18 protein-coding genes and 1 other annotated feature are annotated in these 21,348 nt (G+C 56.9%); of the genes, 4 read left to right on the forward strand and 14 right to left on the reverse strand.

Annotation, left to right across the window (positions count from 1 at the left end; all coding sequences use genetic code 11):
- Positions 1 to 19 precede the first annotated feature (19 nt).
- Genes ABLU67_RS10000 through ABLU67_RS10020 form a run of 5 tightly spaced genes read right to left on the reverse strand, consistent with a single transcriptional unit; the run spans position 20 to position 5,357 of the window.
- Complete coding sequence (locus ABLU67_RS10000; protein WP_348852283.1) at positions 20 to 1,270, reverse strand: phospholipase D-like domain-containing protein; 1,251 nt, start codon at positions 1,268 to 1,270, stop codon at positions 20 to 22.
- Complete coding sequence (locus ABLU67_RS10005) at positions 1,263 to 1,910, reverse strand: MotA/TolQ/ExbB proton channel family protein (RefSeq protein ID WP_348852284.1); 648 nt, start codon at positions 1,908 to 1,910, stop codon at positions 1,263 to 1,265. Before ABLU67_RS10005 ends, ABLU67_RS10000 begins: the two co-directional genes overlap by 8 nt.
- A 19-nt stretch (positions 1,911 to 1,929) precedes the next feature.
- Complete coding sequence (locus tag ABLU67_RS10010; protein ID WP_004848383.1) at positions 1,930 to 4,170, reverse strand: TonB-dependent receptor; 2,241 nt, start codon at positions 4,168 to 4,170, stop codon at positions 1,930 to 1,932.
- 34 nt (positions 4,171 to 4,204) lie between these two features.
- Entirely contained in the window at positions 4,205 to 4,948 is a 744-nt protein-coding gene (locus ABLU67_RS10015) for a TonB family protein (protein WP_064358002.1), read from the reverse strand.
- A 1-nt stretch (position 4,949) separates the two neighbouring features.
- Positions 4,950 to 5,357, reverse strand: coding sequence for a biopolymer transporter ExbD (locus ABLU67_RS10020; RefSeq protein WP_004848379.1), 408 nt, complete (start codon positions 5,355 to 5,357; stop codon positions 4,950 to 4,952).
- 322 nt (positions 5,358 to 5,679) lie between these two features.
- Between ABLU67_RS10020 and ABLU67_RS10025 the strand changes: the two genes are divergently transcribed.
- Both ABLU67_RS10025 and ybaK read left to right on the forward strand, forming a co-directional pair.
- Positions 5,680 to 6,474, forward strand: a complete 795-nt coding sequence (locus ABLU67_RS10025; protein ID WP_014228217.1) for a TraB/GumN family protein — start codon at positions 5,680 to 5,682, stop codon at positions 6,472 to 6,474.
- A gap of 201 nt (positions 6,475 to 6,675) precedes the next feature.
- Positions 6,676 to 7,155: a Cys-tRNA(Pro)/Cys-tRNA(Cys) deacylase YbaK gene (gene ybaK, locus ABLU67_RS10030; protein WP_025107139.1), complete on the forward strand. Its 480-nt coding sequence runs from the start codon at positions 6,676 to 6,678 to the stop codon at positions 7,153 to 7,155.
- A gap of 128 nt (positions 7,156 to 7,283) precedes the next feature.
- On the opposite strand, the gene ushA is transcribed toward ybaK, so the two are convergent.
- Positions 7,284 to 8,936, reverse strand: coding sequence for a bifunctional UDP-sugar hydrolase/5'-nucleotidase UshA (gene ushA / locus ABLU67_RS10035; protein WP_014228215.1), 1,653 nt, complete (start codon positions 8,934 to 8,936; stop codon positions 7,284 to 7,286).
- A 163-nt stretch (positions 8,937 to 9,099) separates the two neighbouring features.
- On the opposite strand from ushA, the gene ABLU67_RS10040 reads away from it, so the two are divergent.
- Positions 9,100 to 10,320, forward strand: coding sequence for an MFS transporter (locus tag ABLU67_RS10040; protein ID WP_064405075.1), 1,221 nt, complete (start codon positions 9,100 to 9,102; stop codon positions 10,318 to 10,320).
- A gap of 357 nt (positions 10,321 to 10,677) precedes the next feature.
- Positions 10,678 to 12,354: a YbaL family putative K(+) efflux transporter gene (gene ybaL / locus ABLU67_RS10045; protein WP_109240784.1), complete on the forward strand. Its 1,677-nt coding sequence runs from the start codon at positions 10,678 to 10,680 to the stop codon at positions 12,352 to 12,354.
- Between the two features lie 43 nt (positions 12,355 to 12,397).
- Here ybaL and ABLU67_RS10050 read toward each other — a convergent pair whose 3' ends face one another.
- The 8 genes from ABLU67_RS10050 to apt form a co-directional block, all read right to left on the reverse strand.
- A complete protein-coding gene (locus tag ABLU67_RS10050; RefSeq protein ID WP_004137947.1) occupies positions 12,398 to 13,702 on the reverse strand; it encodes an inosine/guanosine kinase in 1,305 nt (434 codons plus the stop codon).
- 63 nt (positions 13,703 to 13,765) lie between these two features.
- Positions 13,766 to 14,728, reverse strand: coding sequence for a ferrochelatase (gene hemH, locus ABLU67_RS10055; protein ID WP_004129953.1), 963 nt, complete (start codon positions 14,726 to 14,728; stop codon positions 13,766 to 13,768).
- Between the two features lie 127 nt (positions 14,729 to 14,855).
- The gene (gene adk / locus ABLU67_RS10060; RefSeq protein ID WP_004848363.1) at positions 14,856 to 15,500 is read right to left on the reverse strand and encodes an adenylate kinase; all 645 of its coding nucleotides are present in this window, start codon (positions 15,498 to 15,500) and stop codon (positions 14,856 to 14,858) included.
- A 188-nt stretch (positions 15,501 to 15,688) separates the two neighbouring features.
- A complete protein-coding gene (gene htpG, locus ABLU67_RS10065; RefSeq protein ID WP_009653565.1) occupies positions 15,689 to 17,563 on the reverse strand; it encodes a molecular chaperone HtpG in 1,875 nt (624 codons plus the stop codon).
- Between the two features lie 111 nt (positions 17,564 to 17,674).
- Positions 17,675 to 18,280: a recombination mediator RecR gene (recR, locus tag ABLU67_RS10070; RefSeq protein WP_004129946.1), complete on the reverse strand. Its 606-nt coding sequence runs from the start codon at positions 18,278 to 18,280 to the stop codon at positions 17,675 to 17,677.
- Complete coding sequence (locus ABLU67_RS10075) at positions 18,280 to 18,612, reverse strand: YbaB/EbfC family nucleoid-associated protein (protein ID WP_004099673.1); 333 nt, start codon at positions 18,610 to 18,612, stop codon at positions 18,280 to 18,282. Before ABLU67_RS10075 ends, recR begins: the two co-directional genes overlap by 1 nt.
- Positions 18,613 to 18,669: 57 nt before the next feature.
- Positions 18,670 to 20,577 carry a DNA polymerase III subunit gamma/tau gene (gene dnaX / locus ABLU67_RS10080; RefSeq protein ID WP_348852285.1) on the reverse strand — a complete coding sequence of 636 codons (1,908 nt, stop codon included), beginning with the start codon at positions 20,575 to 20,577 and terminating at the stop codon, positions 18,670 to 18,672.
- Positions 19,273 to 19,337, reverse strand: a sequence feature (DnaX frameshifting element). (Overlaps the previous gene by 65 nt.)
- A 91-nt stretch (positions 20,578 to 20,668) precedes the next feature.
- Positions 20,669 to 21,220 (reverse strand): adenine phosphoribosyltransferase, encoded by a 552-nt coding sequence (gene apt, locus ABLU67_RS10085; protein WP_004099669.1) that lies wholly within the window; start codon positions 21,218 to 21,220, stop codon positions 20,669 to 20,671.
- Positions 21,221 to 21,348 lie beyond the last annotated feature (128 nt).

Consider the following 21,348-nt stretch of genomic DNA (forward strand, 5'->3'; position numbering starts at 1 on the left):
GAAGCCTCAGCCGATTTATCTATTCGAACTCACGGCCAGGATGCGGAACCGGATAATCAAAATCAACCTTGATCGGCGCCGCATAGCGGCTATTCCACAGCTGGCTGTAAAGCGCGTCCACGCGCGCGGCCATCGACGCATTATTCAGCACCAGCTCAAGGTTGCGTGAGTTATCGAAATAGCCTCCGCTCCAGTTGCTGGTTCCGACCCACGCCGTCGTACCGTCGATGGTCATCAGCTTACTGTGTACCACCCTGGCAAAGGGGATAAACCCTCGGCTGGCGGGAGGTATGGTCACCACTTTTAGCTGAACGTTTGGCACCAGAGAGAGACTCTTCAGCCAGAATACCTCCGGCTTTTTCAGGTTCCAGTTCGCCACCATCAGCTCCACCTGTACGCCGCGGGCCGCCGCGCTGCGCAGGGCGTTATCAATGGGCGCATAAAAGGGCCGGCTCCCCTTTTCTCCCCACGCCAGCGGCGCATAGTCCATCACCTGCACCCGGATCCGCGATTTGGCGCTCGCCAGCAGCCGCGGCAGCGCCACCTGCGAATCAATCCCCCCGCCCGGGTTATAATCGCGCGGGCTGGCAACCAGATAATTGCCCTGCGGGGCCGACGCTACCGCCTGCCTCGCCGGCTTCGGTACCGGCTTACTCTCCGCCAGCAGAGCTTGCGCCTGCCAGTCCTGATCGAAAATAGCCTGAATCTGCTGCACCGTTTGCGGATCGCTGATGCGCAGACCGGTCTCCTGGATCTGTTCCAGCGCGCGCCAGTCAAAATTCTGGCTACCGACAAAAGCCTCTTTGCCATCCACCAGCAGATACTTGGCGTGAACAATACCGCCGGTCAGCCGATGGAACGGGATCACCCGCAATTCCAGGTTGGGGATCGCTTTCAGCGCCGTCAGCGTTTCCGGCGTTGAAAGGCCCACGCCCTTCTCCTCCATCAGAAAACGAATTTTTACTCCACGCTCCCCGGCGGCCCGCAGATGTGCCAGAACCCCATCCAGCAGAGAGCCTTTTTCATTCGCCACATAAAACTGCGCCAGATCGATATGGCTGCGCGCCGCATCGAACATCTGCTGCCAGACTTCGGCGGCATGACGTAAATCGTTATCCTGTAAGGTGGTTTCCTGCGGCGCGTTATACACCAGCTCGTAGCCAGGTATAGAGAACGCCGCCCATACCGGCTGGCTTAACAGCATCCAGCTCCCCGCCAGCGCGCTCATCAGGCGGCCTGCCGGCCACCCGCATTGACCATGTTCAGGCATAGCGCTGCGCCTCGTGGCCTTCCCAGCGTTTGCCGCCCTGCTCCGGACGGCTGACCGGGCTGCCGGCGCGGATCAGCAGCACCTTCAGCAGTTCGTTGATTCGCTCCATGCGGCTTTGCAAATAGTTATTGCCCACCAGGCACAGCAGCGCAATCGCAATGCCCAGGCCGGTGGCATACAGGGCGGTCCCCATACCCGCAGAAACCATGCTGGCATCGGAGACGCCTGAGGCGGAAAGGGCCTTAAAGGTATCCATAATACCGAGGATCGTCCCCAGCAGGCCCAGCAGCGGCGCGGCGGTGACAACGGTTTCAAGCATCCACAGCCCACGCGACATCTGCGGTTTGCTGAGCAGATACTGAGCGTCGATCAGATCGCTCATCGCCTCACGGTCTTCCGCCGTCTGCTTTTTCTCCAGCACCGGCAGAATGAGGGTCAGCGGGAGGCTACTGCGGCCGGTCAGCGATTCCGGCAGATCCGACGCGCGGCGAACGTCCGGCGTCAGCGCTTTTTCAAAGCGCAAAGCCTGACGCTGGGCCCACGAAAAATAGAGGCCGCGATCAACCAGTATCACCACGGCGATCGCCAGCGCGGCGTACATAACGTAGAAAATAATATCGTGAATCAGATTGGCATCCATCAGAGTGCCCTCCGGTTAATTAAAAGGTTGCTTCCAGCGAGACGCTAAAGGTGCGCTCTTCGCCAACGTTGTAGTACGGGGTACTGGCCTTCACGCCGTCGTAAGCCGCCGCGTTAAAAGTCGTCGAGCGGACGGAGGTCAGGTACTGTTTATCGAACAGGTTATCGATGCCAAAGCGCAGGGTGGCGCTTTTGACAATCTTTTTATCCACCGGCAGATGCACGCCCGCGGCGACATCAAAGACCGTGCGCCCGCCGATTTTTTCGTCGTTGGTCAAATCGCCGTAGAACGAACTGACGTATTTGCCGCCGAAGCTGCCGTAGTAGAGACCATCGTCATAGCCCAGCGACGCGTTAAGCATGTTTTTCGGTACGTTTGGCACCGTTTTGCCCGCCGTTGGCAGCGGATGTCCGCCGTTGCTCACAATGTCGTCTTTTTGTTCGGAATGGGTGTAGGTATAAGAGGTGTAGTAGTTGAAGTTGTACGGCAGCTTACCGCTCCACTCCAGCTCCAGACCTTTACTCTCCACGCTGCCGATGTTCATCATTTCGTAGTCACCATCCGCATTGGTGGTCGAAATCTGCCGGTCGGTATAGCGCATATAGAAGAGCGTCGCGCTCAGCAGCATATCTTCGCGCTGAAAACGCCAGCCCAGCTCGTGGTTCCAGCTCAGCTCAGGTTTGGTGCTGATCGAATCGCCGACGTTGTAGAGCACGTAGTTGGGAGGCGTACGCATGTTGCGCGTCAGGTTATAGAACAGCTGATTTTCGCTATCCGGCTTATAGCTGATGCTAAAGTTCGGCAGGAATTCATGGTAGGTCGCCTGGCGTTTTTCCGCAGCGCTATACAGGCTGCCTTTATTATCGCCTTTACGTTCAACATACTGATAAGCCAGCCCGCCCACCAGCGTCCAGTCCGGCGTCACGAACCAGCTGTCCTGAAGCCATACTTTGTGCGCAGGAGTCACCGTGTACTGGTTACGCCCCTGTACCGTATTGCCGTTCGCATCTTTAACCTGATCGGAACCGCCCGGTTTGCCGGAAACGTTCGCCGGGTTGCCATCGTCCTGAATGCTAATAAACGGCTGGGTCTGCGACTGACGCGCGCGCTCGTACCAGTAGCCAATATCCAGGCTGTGTTCGTCGTTAATATCCCACTTCAATTTCGTGGTAACGCCCGGCCGCCAGGTCTGGGTCCACGAAGGCCGGTAATAGGTATTAGAAGTCAGGTTGCTGAGATCGTACTGTCCGGCGGTATCAGACGTATTGGACAGCACCGAGGCCGTTTGTCCGGTAAAGCTGCCGCCGTTACCCCAGTAGTAATAGGGCTGAACGGTCAACGCGAGGTTATCGCGCAGCTGTAAGCGCTGGGCAAAAGAGAGGGTGAAGGTTTCAAACGGATTACGGTTCAGCTTGTAATATTTGCTCAGTTGACCTTTGCTGTTGTAGACCGGGGTGGTCGAGTAGTCCTGACGCGGGTCTTCTTCGAACTGCGCTTTACTCAGGGTGTTATAGTTGCTGTTATCCTGACGGTTATACTTCATGATCAGGTTGCTGCTGTTGCCGTTGCCATCCTCGTACAGCGAGTTCATTTCGAACTTATCGGAATAATTACGCCCCTCCCCGCGCCATTTTTTGGCTTCAGTATGCGAGTACGAGAGCCAGTTGCTAAAACCGTTGTACTCCCCGGTCTCCAGACGAGCGAAAGTTTTGCTGAGGTTATGGCTGCCGAGCGTTTGTTTGACGAAGCCGCCAAACTCCTTTGAGGGACGCTTTGTCACAAGGCCAATATTACCGCCGCTGGAACCAATATGCGGGCCGTCAGCCTCGGAAGAGCCCTGGGTGACAAAGATCTGCTCAAGGTTTTCCGCGTCGCCCAGCAGGTTGGGGTAGACCGCATAGTTGCCCGAGTCGTTAATCGGGATGCCGTCCATCGACAGGCCGATCTGATCCGAGTTCATCCCGCGCATGGTGTAGTCGATACCGCTCAGGCCGCTGGCGTCATTGCTGTTGACGTTCATTCCCGGCGTATATTTCAGCATGTCGATAGCATTGCTGGCGCCGGGGGCTTTTTCCATCGCCTCTTTGGTCAGGGTGGAACGCGCTTTGCCGCTGTCTTCCTGCACCATCAGACCGCCGCCGAGCGATTGCCCCTTAACGTTAATCTCCCCCACGTCGCTGCTTTCCGCCGCCAGTGAGGCCCCCGATAACAGGGCCGACACCACGGCTAACGCAATCCCAGAATAATTAAAGTTTTTCATTTCTTTTCCTGTAAAAACAAATGATTAATTAGGCTTATGGCGCCTGGTAATTAAACGTCGCGGTAAATTTTTTGCTGCTTTGTCCGGCAAAAGCCTCTTCAGGAAAGGGCTTCAGCTGGCTGATGCTTTGCAGGGAACTAAGCGCAGCGCGATTGAGCAGCATGTTCGGCGCCCTGCTGGCAATACCGGAAGCCAGCACTCTGCCGCTGCGGTCAACCTCCAGCCAGACCTCCACGTTGCCCTGCGGACGTTCCAGCGAAGCCTGACGGCCGCTCGGGTAGCGCTTGCGCTGCTCCAGCTCCCGGCGCAGCGCCTGCAGATAGCCGTTTTCCACCGCCTGCGCGTTCGCCTTCGGCGCCGGGGGAGAAGGCGGCGGGGCCGGTTTACTCACCGGACTACGAACGGCGGCGGGCTGCGGAGCCGCGATCGCCTGCGGTTTCGGCGCTTTTTCCTTCACAACCGGTTTGGGCCTGGGTTTGGCTTTCGGTTTAACAACCGGTTTGGCCTGGATAATGGGTTCTGGCGCAGGAACGACGGGTTCAGCGACCGCCTCCGGTTCCGGCTCAGGTTGAATTTGCGGCGGTATTTCCGGCTGCGGTTCCGGGACAGGCTCCGGCTGCGGCGGTTCGGGTTCAGCCAGCGACAGTTCCATGACCGTATCGTCGTAATGCGGTTTGACCTGCAGCACTGCCTGCTGGCTGACAAACAGTAAACATCCGGCGACGACAAGGGCGGGTAGCCAGCTAACAACGTGACGTGAGCGATAAAGCAGATACATATCACTGCTTCCGTGTGGCAATGGAAATGGAGAAGAAACCACCCTGACGCAGGGTATCCATCACGGCGATCAGGCGTTCCACCGCAACCTCTTTATCGCTGTTCACGATAATGGTGGTGGTTTGGTTTTCCTGCTGCTGTTGCTTCAGGGTATTGACCAGCGCATTCAGGGGCAGCGGCTGGCCATCAAGCTGCAGCTGGTCGCCGGCGCCGAGGGTGATAATGGCTTTTTTTTGCGGTTTAAGCTGTTGGGCGCTGCCGGCCGACGGCAGCTGCGTTTTCAAGCCCAGAGCCGGGATCACATTCAGGCTAATCAGGACAAAGAAAACCAGTAGAAACATCATCACATCGATCATCGGGATCAGCTCGATATGGGCTTTATTCTTTTTAGGCTCACTCCAGTTACGCATGTCACTCCCCCCAAAAATTGAAGGGGCCAATATAGAAGCGTTTTGTTTATTTTTTGTTACAGATTTTTTATTTTATTATCACAACAGAGGAATATTTGAGAAAAAAACACCATAGTCATTCACGTTATAAATAGCCATTCCATTGTTTTTTAAGTGATAATTAATTTCAAAACGCCATTACAGAAATGACGAAAAAGAGAACATCAAATTTTTTTGTTATTTTCGTGACATTGCAAAACGCCTCTTCCGTCGCGCACGTTGAGTCCCCTTGCGCCCCAGCCCCCCGCGCGCTAGCATGGCTTCCTCACACTACGGAGCACGTATGGGCCTGTTAAACCGAATAAAAATGCTGTGGCAAGCCGCCGTCGGCTCGTCTTATTCCTGGCCCGCGCTGGATATCACGCTTCCCGGCGAGCGCTATCTGCACCTGGTCGGCAGTATTCATATGGGCACCCGCGACATGTCGCCGCCGCCCGCCAGGTTATTAAAAAAGATCCGCCAGGCCGATGCGCTGATTGTGGAAGCGGATATTAGCGGCAGCGAAACGCCGTTCAGCAACCTCCCCTCCTGTCCGCCGCTGGCGGAACGCCTGAGCGCCTCCCTGCTTGCTGAACTGCAAGAGCGGGCGGGAGAAATGGGGCTGTCCATCGCGCTGTTCGACAGCCAGCCGCTGTGGCAGGTGGCGATGGTATTGCAGGCGACACAGGCGCAAAAACTGGGCCTAAGGGCGGATTACGGCATTGATTATCAACTGCTGATGGCGGCGCGCGAGAGCAATATCCGCGTGATGGAGCTGGAGGGAGCCGACAGCCAGATAGCGCTGCTGCGGGATCTGCCCGACGGCGGCCTGGCGCTGCTGGAGGATACCCTCACCCACTGGCGCACGAATGCGCGTCTGCTGCAGGTGATGATCGGCTGGTGGCTGGAGCAGCCGCCGTCAACGGGCGCAACCTCGCTGCCGACAACGTTTAGCCAGTCGCTGTATGATGTGCTGATGCATCAGCGCAATCTCGCCTGGCGCGAAACGCTGCTGGCGCTGCCGCCGGGGCGCTACGTGGTTGCCGTAGGGGCGCTTCATTTGTACGGGGAAGGAAATCTGCCGGACATGCTGACGTAAAAAAATGGCCAATATTGCTATTGGCCCGTCAAAGAGGAATTTCATCATTATTATTATTCCGGGGTTCGCGCCCCGGATCGTCTGATTGTCGCTCAAAGTGACCATCACTGCCAATACTATTGCGCAAGATGATACTATTTTTTAGACAGCCGTCGGGCGTATGCTTATGTCACATTAAATCGGTTGGTAAGAAGGATAACGATGACTCCCGCCGTAAAATTACTCGAAAAAAACAAAATTAGTTTTCACATTCACAGCTACGATCACGATCCGAACGAAACCAATTTTGGCGATGAGGTGGTGCGTAAGCTGGGGCTCAACGCGGACCAGGTCTATAAAACGCTGCTGGTCGCCGTCAACGGCGACATGAAGCATCTGGCCGTCGCGGTGACGCCGGTAGCGGGTCAGCTGGATTTGAAAAAGGTGGCGAGGGCTTTAGGCGCTAAGAAAGTCGATATGGCAGACCCGATGGTCGCACAGCGGGTCACCGGCTATCTGGTGGGCGGGATCAGCCCGCTTGGACAGAAAAAACGCCTGCCGACGGTGATTGACGCGCCGGCCCAGTCGTTTGCCACCATCTATATTTCCGGCGGCAAACGCGGGCTGGATATTGAGCTGGCGGCCAGCGATCTGGCGAAGATCCTTGAGGCAAAATTCGCCGATATCGCGCGTCGCGATTAATTGACGGTTTTTCGTCTGAGGACACTCCCGGAGGCGGCGCTGACGCGCCTTGTCCGGGCTATAAAATCCAAAACCGCTCAGACCTGTCGCCCCGGTAAGCGCAGCGCCACCGGGGCGCTGCTCTGACGTTACTGCCAGCTTACCTCGCCTTTCGGTTCATAAGCTGCCGCGTCCAGCGGTGAGTTTTTCTGGATATACTCTTTCAGCACCTCCGCGTCGATGAAGCCGGTATTCACATAGCCGGGCCTGGTATCAATATGCGGGTAGCCATCGCCGCCGGTGGCGTTAAAGCTCAGGGTCGCCATACGGTAGGTCTTCGCCGGATCGACCGGTTCGCCTTTGATAGTCAAATTATTAAGCTTACCGTCTTTGGCCACAAAACCGACGTTGGCAAACTGCGGATAGGCGCCAGAATCGGGCTTCATCTGCGCCACGGCGGTCAGATACTCCGTCACTTCCTTACCGCTCATATCGACATACACCAGCACGTTGCCGAAAGGCTGTACCTTCATCACGTCTTTATAGGTGATATCGCCCGCTTCAATCGAATCACGCACGCCGCCGCCGCTCATCACCGCGAAATCGGCATTGCTGCGCGCCATCTGCGCCGCCAGCAGCAGACGTCCCATATTGGTTTGCACAAAACGCACTTTGCTGCGATCGCCCTCCAGGTGCGCGTTTACGCTACCGATTTTGACCTGCAGCTGCGCTTTGCCCTTATTCTGGAACGGCGTCAGCAGGGAGAGCATCTGCGGATTTTCGGCGATTTGCGGCGTATAGAGCACGCGCTCGCTCTCGCCGTTGTCGTAAGTGACCTTTTTCTTCAGGTTGACCGGGATCAGCTGATAGTGCACCAGCTTCATTTCGCCGTTGCGGAATTCGAAGTCGGCGCGGCCCACATATTTGCCCCACTCATGGGCCTGGACGATCCAGATACCGTTCTGCTTGTCCGGCGCGCACGGGCTGCCCGGAACGTAATCCACCTGTTTTTTATTCTCAGAGGCCATGCATACCGGGTCCTGCGAGTGGCCGCCGACGATCATCGCCAGCGAACCTGCCGGCAGGCTGCGCGCCATCTCGACGTCGCCCGGCGCATTCGAGCCGTGGGCGCCGTTGTCATAATGGCCCATGTGGGTGGTGGCCAGAATGACGTCCGGTTTTTCATTCTGCTGCAGCTCCTGGATAACGAGTTTGGCCTCTTCCGCCGGTTTGCGGAACTCGATATCCGTAAAAAACTCAGGGTTACCAATTTTGGCCGTATCGTCGGTCGTCAGGCCGATAACCGCAATATTCAGCCCGCCGCGTTTGAACAGCGCCCACGGCTTAAACAGACGCTCGCCGGTGCTTTTCTGGTAAATATTGGCGGAGAGGAACGGGAACTTCGCCCATTTTTCCTGCTGACGCAGTACGCTAAGGGGATTATCAAACTCGTGATTGCCCACCGCCATCGCATCATAGCCAATCAGGTTCATCCCGCGAAAATCGGGTTCCGCGTCCTGTAAGTCGGATTCCGGCACGCCGGTGTTGATATCGCCGCCGGATAACAGCAGCACGCTGCCGCCCTCTGCCGCCACCTCTTTGCGAATGCCGTCCACCAGCGTTTTTTGTGCCGACAGCCCGTATTCGCCGTAGTCGCTGCGCCAGAAGTGGCCATGATGATCGTTAGTATGCAGGATGGTAATTTTATAGGTTTTATCCTGCTCATAAGCCTGCGCAGACAGGCTCCCCAGCGATAACGCCGTGAATAGCGCCAGCGCAACGCCTTGCTTCATAAAGTGCATATTTCTCTCCCTGACGAAATGACAAGTGCCGAAAGTATAGCGAGTTAGCCGATTAGACAAATATGTTTTCAGAATTGCGACTTCCTTCAAACCTTAGGGGCAGGTATGTTAGGCAGATAATAATTCCACCTGCATCCTCTATAAAAAATACTTAAGCGAACCTATGGCAATGAATCAGACCGCACGACCCTTATCCGGCCCCGCTGCTGCGCCGCAAAAAGCACGCACCTCGTTTCGCATTCTCGGCGCTATCAGCCTCTCGCATTTGCTAAACGATATGATCCAATCGCTTATTCTGGCTATCTACCCGCTGCTGCAGGCCGAGTTTTCGCTGACCTTTGTGCAGATAGGGATGATTACCCTCACCTTCCAGCTGGCCTCATCGCTGCTGCAGCCGGTCGTCGGCTATCTGACCGACAAACACCCGATGCCGTGGTCGCTACCGATAGGCATGTGCTTTACCTTAAGCGGTCTGGTACTGCTGGCGATTTCCGGGAGCTTCGGGATGGTTCTGCTGGCTGCCGCGCTGGTCGGTACCGGCTCTTCGGTCTTTCACCCGGAGTCTTCACGCGTGGCGCGAATGGCCTCCGGCGGTCGCCATGGCCTGGCGCAGTCGATATTCCAGGTCGGCGGCAACTTTGGCAGTTCGTTAGGCCCGCTGCTTGCGGCCCTGATTATCGCGCCCTACGGCAAAGGTAACGTTGGCTGGTTTGTCCTGGCGGCGCTGCTGGCGATCGTCGTGCTGGCGCAGATCAGCCGCTGGTATGCCGCTCAGCACCGTATGAACAAAGGTAAACCCAAAGCGGTCATTGTCAATCCATTGCCGAAAAACAAAGTCATTCTGGCGGTTAGCATTCTTTTGCTGCTGATTTTCTCAAAATACTTCTATATGGCGAGCATCAGCAGCTATTACACCTTTTATCTGATGCAAAAGTTTGGATTATCGGTGCAAAACGCGCAGTTTCATCTGTTTGCTTTCCTTTTTGCCGTCGCGGCGGGAACGGTGATTGGCGGGCCTGTAGGCGATAAGATTGGGCGAAAATATGTTATTTGGGGATCTATCCTTGGCGTAGCGCCGTTTACTCTTGTTTTACCCTACGCATCGCTGGAATGGACCGGCATTTTAACGGTGATAATTGGTTTTATCCTCGCGTCGGCTTTTTCCGCCATTCTGGTCTACGCTCAGGAGCTATTGCCGGGGCGGATCGGCATGGTTTCTGGTTTGTTCTTCGGATTTGCTTTTGGCATGGGTGGCCTTGGCGCCGCGGTGCTGGGGCTATTAGCTGACCATACCAGTATCGAGCTGGTCTATAAAATCTGCGCTTTCCTGCCTCTTATCGGCATCCTGACGATATTTCTGCCTAACAACCACCAAAAGTCCTGATTCTTCGGCAGCCAAAGTGTAACTTTGGCTGCCTCAATCCCTTACTCCACCAGCATTACCCCGCATAAGCTGCTGCCATTTTGCGGTCCGTGCTTTTTTGCATGCCAATTCCATCTTTCTGCAAAATTCAACGATTATTCATAAACAAAACCGCTGAAATTGTCATAAACTATTATTCGGTTTTTTGGTTTTATACCCTAAATAATCCAAGTTGCAGGAAGGCGGCGACGCAGGGAATCCCCTGGAGCTTACTGAAGTAAGTGACTGGGGTGAGCGAGGAAAGCCAACGCCCATGCAAATTGAAGTATGACGGGTATATGCCGAAAATGGATCAGCTCACCACTGCAAGGAGACGGAATGCACCACGCAACACCGCTAATCACCACCATTGTCGGCGGCCTTGTGCTCGCCTTTATTCTCGGCATGATTGCCAATAAGCTACGTATTTCTCCTCTGGTGGGATATTTATTAGCGGGCGTGCTGGCCGGACCTTTTACCCCTGGTTTCGTTGCTGATACCAAGCTGGCGCCGGAGCTGGCAGAGCTTGGCGTGATCCTGCTGATGTTCGGCGTGGGTCTGCATTTCTCCTTAAAAGATTTGATGGCGGTCAAGGCCATCGCTATTCCGGGGGCTATCGCCCAGATCGCCGTGGCGACGCTGTTGGGTATGGCGCTCTCTGCCATGCTGGGCTGGTCGTTAATGACCGGGATCGTTTTTGGTCTGTGTCTTTCTACCGCCAGTACCGTGGTGCTGCTGCGCGCGCTGGAAGAACGACAGCTTATTGATAGCCAGCGGGGGCAAATCGCTATCGGCTGGCTGATTGTGGAAGATCTGGTGATGGTGCTGACGCTGGTGCTGCTGCCGGCGGTCGCCAGCATGACCGAGAAAGGTGACGTTGGCCTGGCTACCCTGGCCCTCGATATGGGCATAACCATCGGTAAAGTCGTTGCCTTTATCGCCATAATGATGCTGGTAGGCCGCCGCCTGGTGCCGTGGATTATGTCACGCAGCGCGGCAACCGGCTCGCGCGAGCTGTTTACGCTGTCGGTGCTGGCGTTAGCGCTCGGCATCGCCTTCGGCGCCGTTGAGCTGTTTGACGTCTCCTTCGCCCTCGGCGCCTTTTTCGCCGGTATGGTGCTCAATGAATCCGAGCTCAGCCATCGCGCGGCCCACGATACCCTGCCGCTGCGCGACGCCTTCGCCGTACTGTTCTTTGTTTCCGTGGGAATGCTGTTTGACCCAATGATCCTGATCGATCAGCCGCTGGCGGTGCTGGCGACGCTGGTCATCATTATTTTCGGTAAATCGGCCGCCGCTTTCTTTCTGGTACGAATGTTCGGCCACTCGCCGCGCACCGCGCTGACCATTGCCGCCAGCCTGGCGCAAATCGGTGAATTTGCCTTTATTCTCGCCGGGCTAGGAATGGCGCTGGATCTGCTGCCGCAGGCGGGGCAAAACCTGGTGCTTGCCGGCGCCATTATCTCCATCATGCTCAACCCGGTCCTGTTTACCCTGCTGGAAAAATATCTCGATAAAACGGAGACGCTGGACGAACAGACGCTGGAAGAAGTACTTGAAGATGAGAAACAGATCCCCGTCGATATCTGTAACCACGCGCTGCTGGTCGGTTTCGGTCGCGTCGGGAGCCTGCTCGGTGAAAAACTGATGGCGCAGGGCGTGCCGCTGGTGGTTATCGAAACCTCGCGTACCCGCGTTGACGAACTGCGCGCACGCGGTATTCGCGCGGTATTAGGCAACGCCGCCAATGAAGAGATTATGAATCTGGCGCATCTTGACTGCGCCCGCTGGCTGCTGCTGACCATCCCTAACGGCTATGAAGCCGGGGAAATCGTGGCTTCCGCGCGCGAGAAGTGCCCGAATATCGAGATCATCGCGCGCGCCCACTACGACGATGAAGTGGAGTATATCGTTGAACGCGGCGCCAACCAGGTGGTGATGGGCGAGCGGGAAATCGCCCGCGCCATGCTGCAGCTGCTCGAAACGCCGCCAGCAGGCGAGCTTATTACCGGTTAATGCTTCCGGCCCCGACTTCTCGGGGCCGGCTTTACTTACCGGCTTAGCGATCCCAGTAAGCCTCTTCCAGGCTATCTTCACGCTCCGGCAGGCCGCGGGTCAGACGCGGCGAGTGCTGGTTCAGCACCTGATAGCTCACGCGGTTAGCGTATTTACACACCTGCGCCAGCGAGGAATAGGTCAGCCACTTGCACTTGTGCTTGCTGGAGTTCGGCACGTTGTTGCGATGATAGTTATTGGCGGTGATATCGTGCAGCAGCGCCGCCAGCGCGCCGTCGCCCGCGCCGTTGGTATTCATGATCTTCTCCGGCCCGCCCATATAGGGTGCGATATGCGAATAAATACGCAGCGGATTTTCGCAATCCTGATGGCGCATCGCGCGGCTGAATTCATACTGGTTAAACTCGGCAATCGCGCCCGGCAGCAGCGGATGCTGCGTTTTGCGCTTAGCCTCATCCTCGGTAAAACTGGCCATATACAGCCCGGCAGGCCCGGCGGTGCACAGTACCAGGTCAACCCACTCCAGCGCCTTGTCGGAAGCCAGCAGCGGATCGGATAGTCCGGTCAGCGCTTCCGCCTCCTCTTCGTTCATCGCCAGAATAGAGACGTGCTCCTTGAGGAACGCCTGCCACCACGCCGGATTATCGGCGATAACGTATTTGGTCCCCAGAGTCAGGACCACCGGTACATCGTGCTTTTTCGCATATGCGATGGCCTGCATCGTCGCGTCCGGCATCGGCTCGCCCGGCTTGCAGCGCACGAGATAGGAGGTCAGCACCAGCGCGGAGGCGCCGGCGATGACGCTTTCCGGAATGCTTTCCGGACGGAGCTTGTTCATATGCCCGGGGCTGATCGCAAAGGTGCGCTCGCCGGAGTCGCTAATCAGCGTAAAGCAGCGCCCAATCGCCCCATCCACCCCCTGCAGGTAGTTCAGATCGGTACGGCTGGAGGTGTTGCACAGGTAGCGGTAGGCGTAGCCGCCGATTTCAATATTGCTGCACATGACGCCAAGCAGAACCGAACGGTCATCCGCCAGCACCGAGTAGTTGTGCATGGTGTTACCGATGGTGCCGCCGGCAAACTGGTGGGTAATCAGGTCATTGCGAACCAGTTCCTGATACAGCGCTTCGGCGACATCGTCTTCAATCACCAGCGAATGCCCGGCGCTCAGGCCGTAGCGTACGATAAACGCCTCATCCACTTTCGCTTCGATATCGACCAGGGTTTGATCGATGCCGACCACCCAGGCGACGTTAGACTCATTGTCCGGCTGAATTTGCTGCAGCAGCGGATCGCGAGCGTTGACGGGAAAATAGTGTTTGGATTTGCGTTTACCGGGAAATTTCATAGTGGCGATTTATTGACAGTGAACAAGCGGGGAATAGTAGCATACTCCCCGCCGCACGCGCGATCAGCGATATTTCGCCGTCAGGTTGACCATCATTTCAATATGCGCGGTGTCCGCATTAAGCGCCGGAATGTACTCATATTGCTGGCCGCCGGCTTCGAGGAAGATTTCCCGGTTCTGCACCGCGATCTCCTCCAGCGTCTCCAGGCAGTCGGCGGAAAAGCCGGGGCAGATAACCTGAATATGCTTCACCCCTTTCTCACCGAGCATTTTCAGCGTTTCGTCGGTGTAGGGCGTCAGCCAGGGCTCACGACCAAAGCGCGACTGGAACGTCATCATCACCCGGTCAGGCGGCAGCCCCAGGGCTGAAACCAGCTCACGGGTGGTATCGCGGCAGCGCTGAGGATAGGTATCCCCTTGCTGGGCGTACCGCTGAGGGATGCCATGATAGGAGAGCAGCAGTAAATCTGGCTCACCGTGCACCGCAAAGGACGCGCGCACGCTGGCGGCCAGCGCGTGAATATAGTCCACGTCATCGGCGTAGTCGCGAATAAAAGAGATGCCGGGGATGGCGCGCTTTTTGGCAAGGATACGCCCTAGTTCATCCCAGACCGCCGCCACGGTGGAGCAGGAGTACTGCGGATAGAGCGGTAGCACCACGATGTGATCCACGCCCTGCTCCAGCAGTTCATCAACCGCGCTCTCCAGCGACGGCGAACCGTAGCTCATCCCCAGCGCCACCGGCGTATCCGGAAGCCGCGCGGCCAGCGCCTGCCGCTGCTGCTGGCTATAGACCATCAGCGGCGAGCCGTCTTCCATCCAGATGGACTGATAGAGCTTAGCGACCCGGGGCGCTCGCAGGGGCAGTATCACGCCGCGCAGCAGCGGCCACCACAGTAGACGGGAGGTATCCACCACGCGCCGATCGCTAAGAAACTGTCGTAGATAGCGCTTTACCGCGTCGGGCGTGGGCGCATCGGGAGTGCCTAAATTGGCTAATAAGATACCTGTTTTCGTCTGATGCATTACCGCCTCTTAACCATTTGAATCGCTGACAATTGTAGCTGAAATGGCGCTAAACGGAACCAATCATAGAAAAAGGTAAAATGAGAGGAGTTCTCACCCCGCCGCGGCGGGGTGAGAACTAACGGAATTAACCGAGGATTTTTTCCAGTTCAACGCGAACGTCGGCCACCGCTTTGGTGCCATCGACTTTCGCGTACTGGGTATTGCCCGCTTCGGCTTCTTTCTGATAGTAGCCGATCAGCGGAGCCGTCATCTGATGATACTCAACCAGACGCTTACGCACGGTCTCTTCCTGGTCGTCTTTACGGGTGGTCAGCTCTTCGCCGGTCACGTCGTCTTTGCCTTCAACTTTCGGCGGATTAAATTTGATGTGGTAAACGCGGCCGGAAGCTGCGTGAACGCGACGCCCGATGATGCGGTCAACGATCAGTTCGTCAGGAACATCGAATTCCAGCACGTAATCCACGGTGATACCCGCTTCTTTCATGGCGTCAGCCTGCGGAATGGTGCGCGGGAAGCCGTCCAGCAGAAAACCGTTGCGGCAATCTTCCTGAGTAATACGCTCTTTGACCAGGGCGATAACCAGTTCGTCGGTGACCAGCTTACCGGCGTCCATAATATCTTTCGCCTGTTTGCCCAGCTCGGAGCCTGACTTCACCGCGGCACGCAGCATGTCGCCGGTGGAGATTTGCGGAATACCGTATTTCTCCATGATGAACTGAGCCTGAGTTCCTTTACCCGCGCCCGGAGCGCCAAGCAGAATAATACGCATTACGAAAATCCCCTCAAAAGTTGATTCAATTTTTCAAAAAACGCTAAACCATACCACCAGAACGCGGATGGCTCAAGGAAGGCGGGGCGGCTGAAACGGTTAATGGTGAGATATTTTACGTAGAGTGCGGTTTGATGCCCTCACCCCGGCCCTCTCCCAGCGGGAGAGGGGTAGAGTGAGGGTAAAGATTACGACGCCAGCAGCTGGTTCATGCGGCGGATAAACTGGTTCGGATCTTCCAGCGTACCGCGCTCGGCCAGCAGCGCCTGATCGAGCAGCAGCTCAACCCACTCGCCGAACTGTGCATCATCCTGGGTATCCGCCGCGCGTTTTACCAGCGGATGCAGCGGGTTCAGTTCAAAGATGTACTTCACTTCCGGCGCGGCCTGGCCCGCAGCGGCAAACAGTTTTGCCATCTGGGTGCTCATTTCATCCGCGTCGGTGGTGACGATGGCCGGCGTATCGGTCAGACGATGGGTCAGACGAACCTCTTTCACCCGGTCGCCGAGCAGCGTTTTGGCACGCTCAACGAACGGCTCCAGCGCCTTCTCGGCTTCTTTAGTGGTTTCATCCACTTCGTCCGTCAGCTTATCCAGCGACTCATCGGCTTTCGCCACCGACTGGAACGGCTTACCGTCGAACTCGGTCAGATAGCTCATCATCCACTCGTCGATGCGATCGGAAAGCAGCAGCACTTCAATGCCTTTCTTACGCAGCAGTTCCAGATGCGGGCTGCTTTTCGCGGCGGCGTAGCTGTCGGCGGTAATGTAGTAAATCTTCTCCTGCCCTTCTTTCATGCGGGAGACGTACTCTTCCAGCGACACGGTCTGCGCGGCGGAGTCGGTATGGGTGCTGGCGAAACGCAGCAGTTTGGCGATGGCCTGCTGGTTAGCCTGATCTTCCGCCGGCCCCTCTTTCAGCACGAGGCCAAACTGCTGCCAGAAGGTCTGATATTTTTCCGCGTCGTCTTTCGCCAGTTTTTCCAGCATCTGCAGGGCGCGTTTGCTCAGCGCGGTTCGCAGATTGCGGGTGACGCTGCTGTCCTGAAGGATTTCACGCGACACGTTCAGCGGCAGATCGTTAGAGTCGACCAGGCCGCGGACGAAACGCAGGTAGTTCGGCATAAACTGCTCGGCGTCATCCATGATGAAGACGCGCTGCACATACAGCTTCAGGCCGTGTTTATGATCGCGATTCCACATATCCCACGGCGCCTGCGACGGGATATACAGCAGGCTGGTGTACTCCTGCTTACCTTCAACGCGGTTGTGGCTCCAGGTCAGCGGATCGCTGTAATCGTGGGCAATGTGCTTATAAAACTCGTTGTATTCGTCGTCTTTGATTTCCGACTTATTGCGCGTCCACAGCGCCTGGGCTTTGTTAATTTTCTCCCAGCTAATGACGGTTTCGCCGTCAACGTCTTCGCGCTTTTCAATTTCCACCGGCAGCGCGATGTGATCGGAGTATTTGCTGATGATCGAACGCACGCGCCAGTCGTTGAGGAAATCGTCCTCGCCTTCGCGCAGGTGCAGCGTGATCTCGGTACCGCGATCGGCTTTGTTAATGTCGGCAACGGTATATTCGCCTTCGCCAGCGGATTCCCAGAAGACGCCGTTTTCGGCGCTGTCGCCCGCCGCGCGGGTACGGACGGTAACTTTATCGGCAACAATAAACGCCGAATAGAAGCCCACGCCGAACTGGCCAATCAGCTGGCTGTCTTTCGCCTGGTCAGAGCCCATGGACTCAAGGAACGCTTTGGTGCCGGACTTGGCGATGGTGCCGAGATGGTCGATGACCTCATCGCGATTCATACCAATGCCGTTATCGGCGATGGTCAGGGTGCGGTTGTCTTTATCAAATGAAACACGCACGCGCAGTTCGCCGTCGCCTTCGTACAGATCCGGCTGGGACAGCGCGCGGAAGCGCAGCTTGTCGGCCGCATCGGAGGCGTTGGAAATCAGCTCACGCAGGAAAATTTCTTTATTGGAATAAAGAGAATGGATCATCAGGTGCAGAAGCTGCTTGACCTCTGACTGAAAACCACGAGTTTCTTGTCCTTTCATCTAAATCAACCTCAACAATGCCATTGTTAATGGTAAAAAAACCGTTGAGGGTGAGATGGGGACAGAGGGAGAAGTTTTCAAGCGGAGGCCCCGAAAAGCGCCTCCGTTTGATTAAAAACGAATCTTATGCCGCCCGGCTAGCGAGTGGGATAGCGTCGTGCCGTCAACCATCTCCAGCTCGCCGCCGACCGGTACGCCATGGGCGATACGACTCGCGTCTACGCCATACTGCGCGCAGAGCTCGGCGATATAATTGGCCGTCGCCTCCCCTTCTACCGTTGGGTTGGTCGCGAGGATCACTTCCTGCATCGATTCGTCACGCAGACGCTGTTCCAGACGATCGAGCCCAATGTCATCCGGCCCGATACCGTCAAGCGGCGACAGGTGGCCCATCAGCACAAAGTAGCGACCGGAAAACTGCCCGGTCTGCTCGATAGCGTAGATATCCGCTGGGCTCTCTACCACGCAGATCTGGCCGTTTTCCTTGCGCCGAGGGTTGCTGCAAATATTGCACACCTCCTGCTCGGTGAAGGTACGGCAATCGGCGCAGTGGCCGATTTCCGACATCGCGCGCGTTAGCGCCTGCGCCAGGCGCATTCCGCCGCTGCGGTCGCGCTGCAGCAGGGTAAACGCCATGCGCTGCGCCGACTTCGGGCCGACGCCCGGCAGGCAGCGCAGTGCTTCCATAAGCTGCGTTAACAGCGGACTGGTCTGCATCAGAACGGCATCTTAAAGCCTGGCGGCAACTGCATACCGGCGGACACGGACGCCATTTTTTCTTTCTGCGTCTCTTCGATGCGGCGGGCGGCGTCGTTAAACGCGGCAGCCACCAGATCTTCCAGCATCTCTTTGTCGTCTTCCAGCAGGCTCGGGTCGATCTCAACGCGACGGCAGTTGTGCGCGCCGTTGATGGTGACTTTTACCAGGCCTGCGCCGGATTCACCGGTCACTTCCAGCCGGGCCACTTCTTCCTGCATCTGCTGCATTTTTTCTTGCATCTGCTGGGCCTGCTTCATCAGGTTACCCAGACCGCCTTTTCCACCAAACATAGGCTTCTCTCTCAGTAAGTCATCGTTAAGGATGCTGACCGCAAGTCAGACTTGCAATCAAATGGGGCGAATACTCTCTTCATCCAGGTCCGCATCGAAGAATCGACGCAGCGTCTGAATGTTATTATCCGCAATAATCGCTTCACGCGCCTGCGCGAGCTTTTCTTCATAAATTGCCTGCCGCCACTCAAGCGGCGTGCGCATCGCGGGATTATCATCTTCCACGATGGTCAATTCAACCGGCGTACCGTACAAAATACCGAGCGCTTCCGCCAGCTTTTGCTGCGCGCCCGCCGAATTCAGGTGACGCTGGCTCGGACGCAGATGCAGGCAGACGCGATTGCCCTCCTGCTCTTTCCAGGCGTTCAGGGCGACCTGCTCCACCAGTTTGGGTACCGCAAGCCGGCTGACTTCCGCCGCCCAGCTATCGCGCTCGACCGCTTCGACTGCCAGCTTTGCCGCCAGTTCCGGCGTTTTTTCATGCTCCAGCGCTTTTTTCAGCGCCTTCGGCGTCGCCACTTCTTCTTTTATGGCTTCAACAACCGTCGTCGATTTCCAGCGATAGGCTTCCTTTTTCGCCGGCGCTTTCTCCAGCGCAGCCGCCGCCGGACGCGCCTGTACGCGTTCGGTAATTGAACTCAGTCGTTCCAGCGCAGCGTTATTCACCGGCCGCGCGCGGGAAGCGGCTGCCGGTTCACTCTTTTTTGGGGTGGGCGCTCCCTGGCTACGCTGCAGCTGGCTGCGGGCCGCCAGCACCTGGCTGGTGGTCTGCGGCAAATTCGGCGGCGGTGACGGCGGCACGGATGCCGGGACAGCCTGCTGGGCCGGTGCGGCCTGAATAGCCTGCACCGGCGGCGCCTCCGGTTCCGGCAGCGGCATACGCGGATGGAAAGCCAGCGCACGCAGAAGCGTCATCTCGACGCCCATTCGTCTGTCCGGGGCGTACGGAAGCTCTTTGCGGCCAATCAGTAGCGTTTGATAGTACAGCTGAACATCGGTTGGCGGCACCGTCCGCGCCAGCTCGCGCATGCGCAGCTCAATCGCGGCCATATCCGTTCCCAGCGCCGACGGCGAGAGCTGAACCATCGCAATACGGTGCAGCAGGCTTTGCATTTCCACCAGCAAGGCCTCCCACTCCACGCCGCGGGCGGCAGCCTCATTGACGCCGGCCATGACCCGCTCGCCGTCGGCAGCCACCAGCGCCTCAATCAGCGAAAGCGCCTGATCGTCGTCAAGGGTGCCGAGCATGGTGCTGACGGATTCAGCCGTCAGGCGACCGTCGCCGCTGGCAATGGCCTGATCGGTCAGGCTTAACGCATCGCGCAGGCTACCGTCCGCCGCGCGCGACAGCAGCTGCAGCGCGCGCGGTTCAAAAGCGATCTGCTCGGCGCCGAGAATATGCTCCAGCTGATGGCGAATCTGCTCGACATCCAGCGCCTTAAGATGGAACTGCAGGCAGCGGGAAAGAATGGTCACCGGCAGCTTCTGCGGATCGGTCGTCGCCAGCAGAAATTTAACGTGCGCCGGCGGCTCCTCCAGCGTTTTTAACAACGCGTTGAAGCTGTGGCGCGAAAGCATATGGACTTCATCGATCAGATAGACCTTGAAGCGACCGCGGGCCGGCGCGTACTGGACGTTATCCAGCAGATCGCGGGTATCTTCGACTTTGGTGCGCGAGGCGGCATCGATCTCAATCAGATCGACAAAGCGCCCCTGTTCTATTTCACGGCAGTTATCGCAGACGCCGCACGGCGTGGCGGTAATGCCGGTTTCGCAGTTTAATCCTTTTGCCAACAGGCGCGCGATAGAGGTTTTACCGACTCCTCGGGTACCGGAAAAAAGATATGCGTGGTGAATGCGCCCTAACGACAAGCCGTTCGCCAGTGCGGTCAGCACATGTTCCTGGCCGACGACGTCAGCAAAGGTTTGTGGGCGCCATTTACGGGCTAAGACCTGATAACTCATGGGCTGGCTCTGAAACGCTGGAAGGTGAAATCACGAGGGGTCATGCTATCACAGCCCCGCTCAATCAGCGAGGCTATGTGGCGGGATTTGCTTAGTGGCCCGGGAAAGGGACCAGGCTATAGCAGTTGATTCCCAGTTTTTCCAGGCGCTGCTCGCCGCCCAGATCGAACAGATTAATAATAAAGGCCGCATCGTGCACTTCACCGCCCAGGCGACGAATAAGCTTCACGGTGGCGTCAATGGTGCCGCCGGTTGCCAGCAGATCGTCAACCACCAGGACTTTATCGCCTTCTTTGATCGCATCGACATGGATTTCCAGCTGATCGGTGCCGTACTCAAGCTCGTAGCTTTCTGCGATAGTTTCACGCGGCAGCTTACGCGGCTTGCGTACCGGAACAAAGCCTACGCCCAGCGCCAGCGCAACCGGTGCGCCAAATAAGAAGCCACGCGCCTCGGTGCCCACCACTTTGGTAATCCCCGCGTCTTTATAACGCTCGGCCAGCAGCTCAATGCTGAGCGCGTAGGCCTTCGGGTCTTCCAGCAAGCTGGTGACATCACGGAAAAGGATGCCAGGTTTCGGATAGTCCTGGATGCTTTGGATGCTGTTCTTCAGATATTCAAGCTGCTGTGCTGTTGCGGTCATAAGTGTATGCCTGATTAAAACGGTGTTACTCGCGGGCATGCCAAATGGGCCAAAGAAACTTTTGTTTAACCTTTGACCAGGCTTACCCGCGCTCGAAAACGCCAGAATTTACTGGCTGTCAGCGACAA

This window comes from Klebsiella sp. GN_Kp190, assembly GCF_040061795.1.
In the GTDB taxonomy this organism is placed as follows: domain Bacteria; phylum Pseudomonadota; class Gammaproteobacteria; order Enterobacterales; family Enterobacteriaceae; genus Klebsiella; species Klebsiella michiganensis.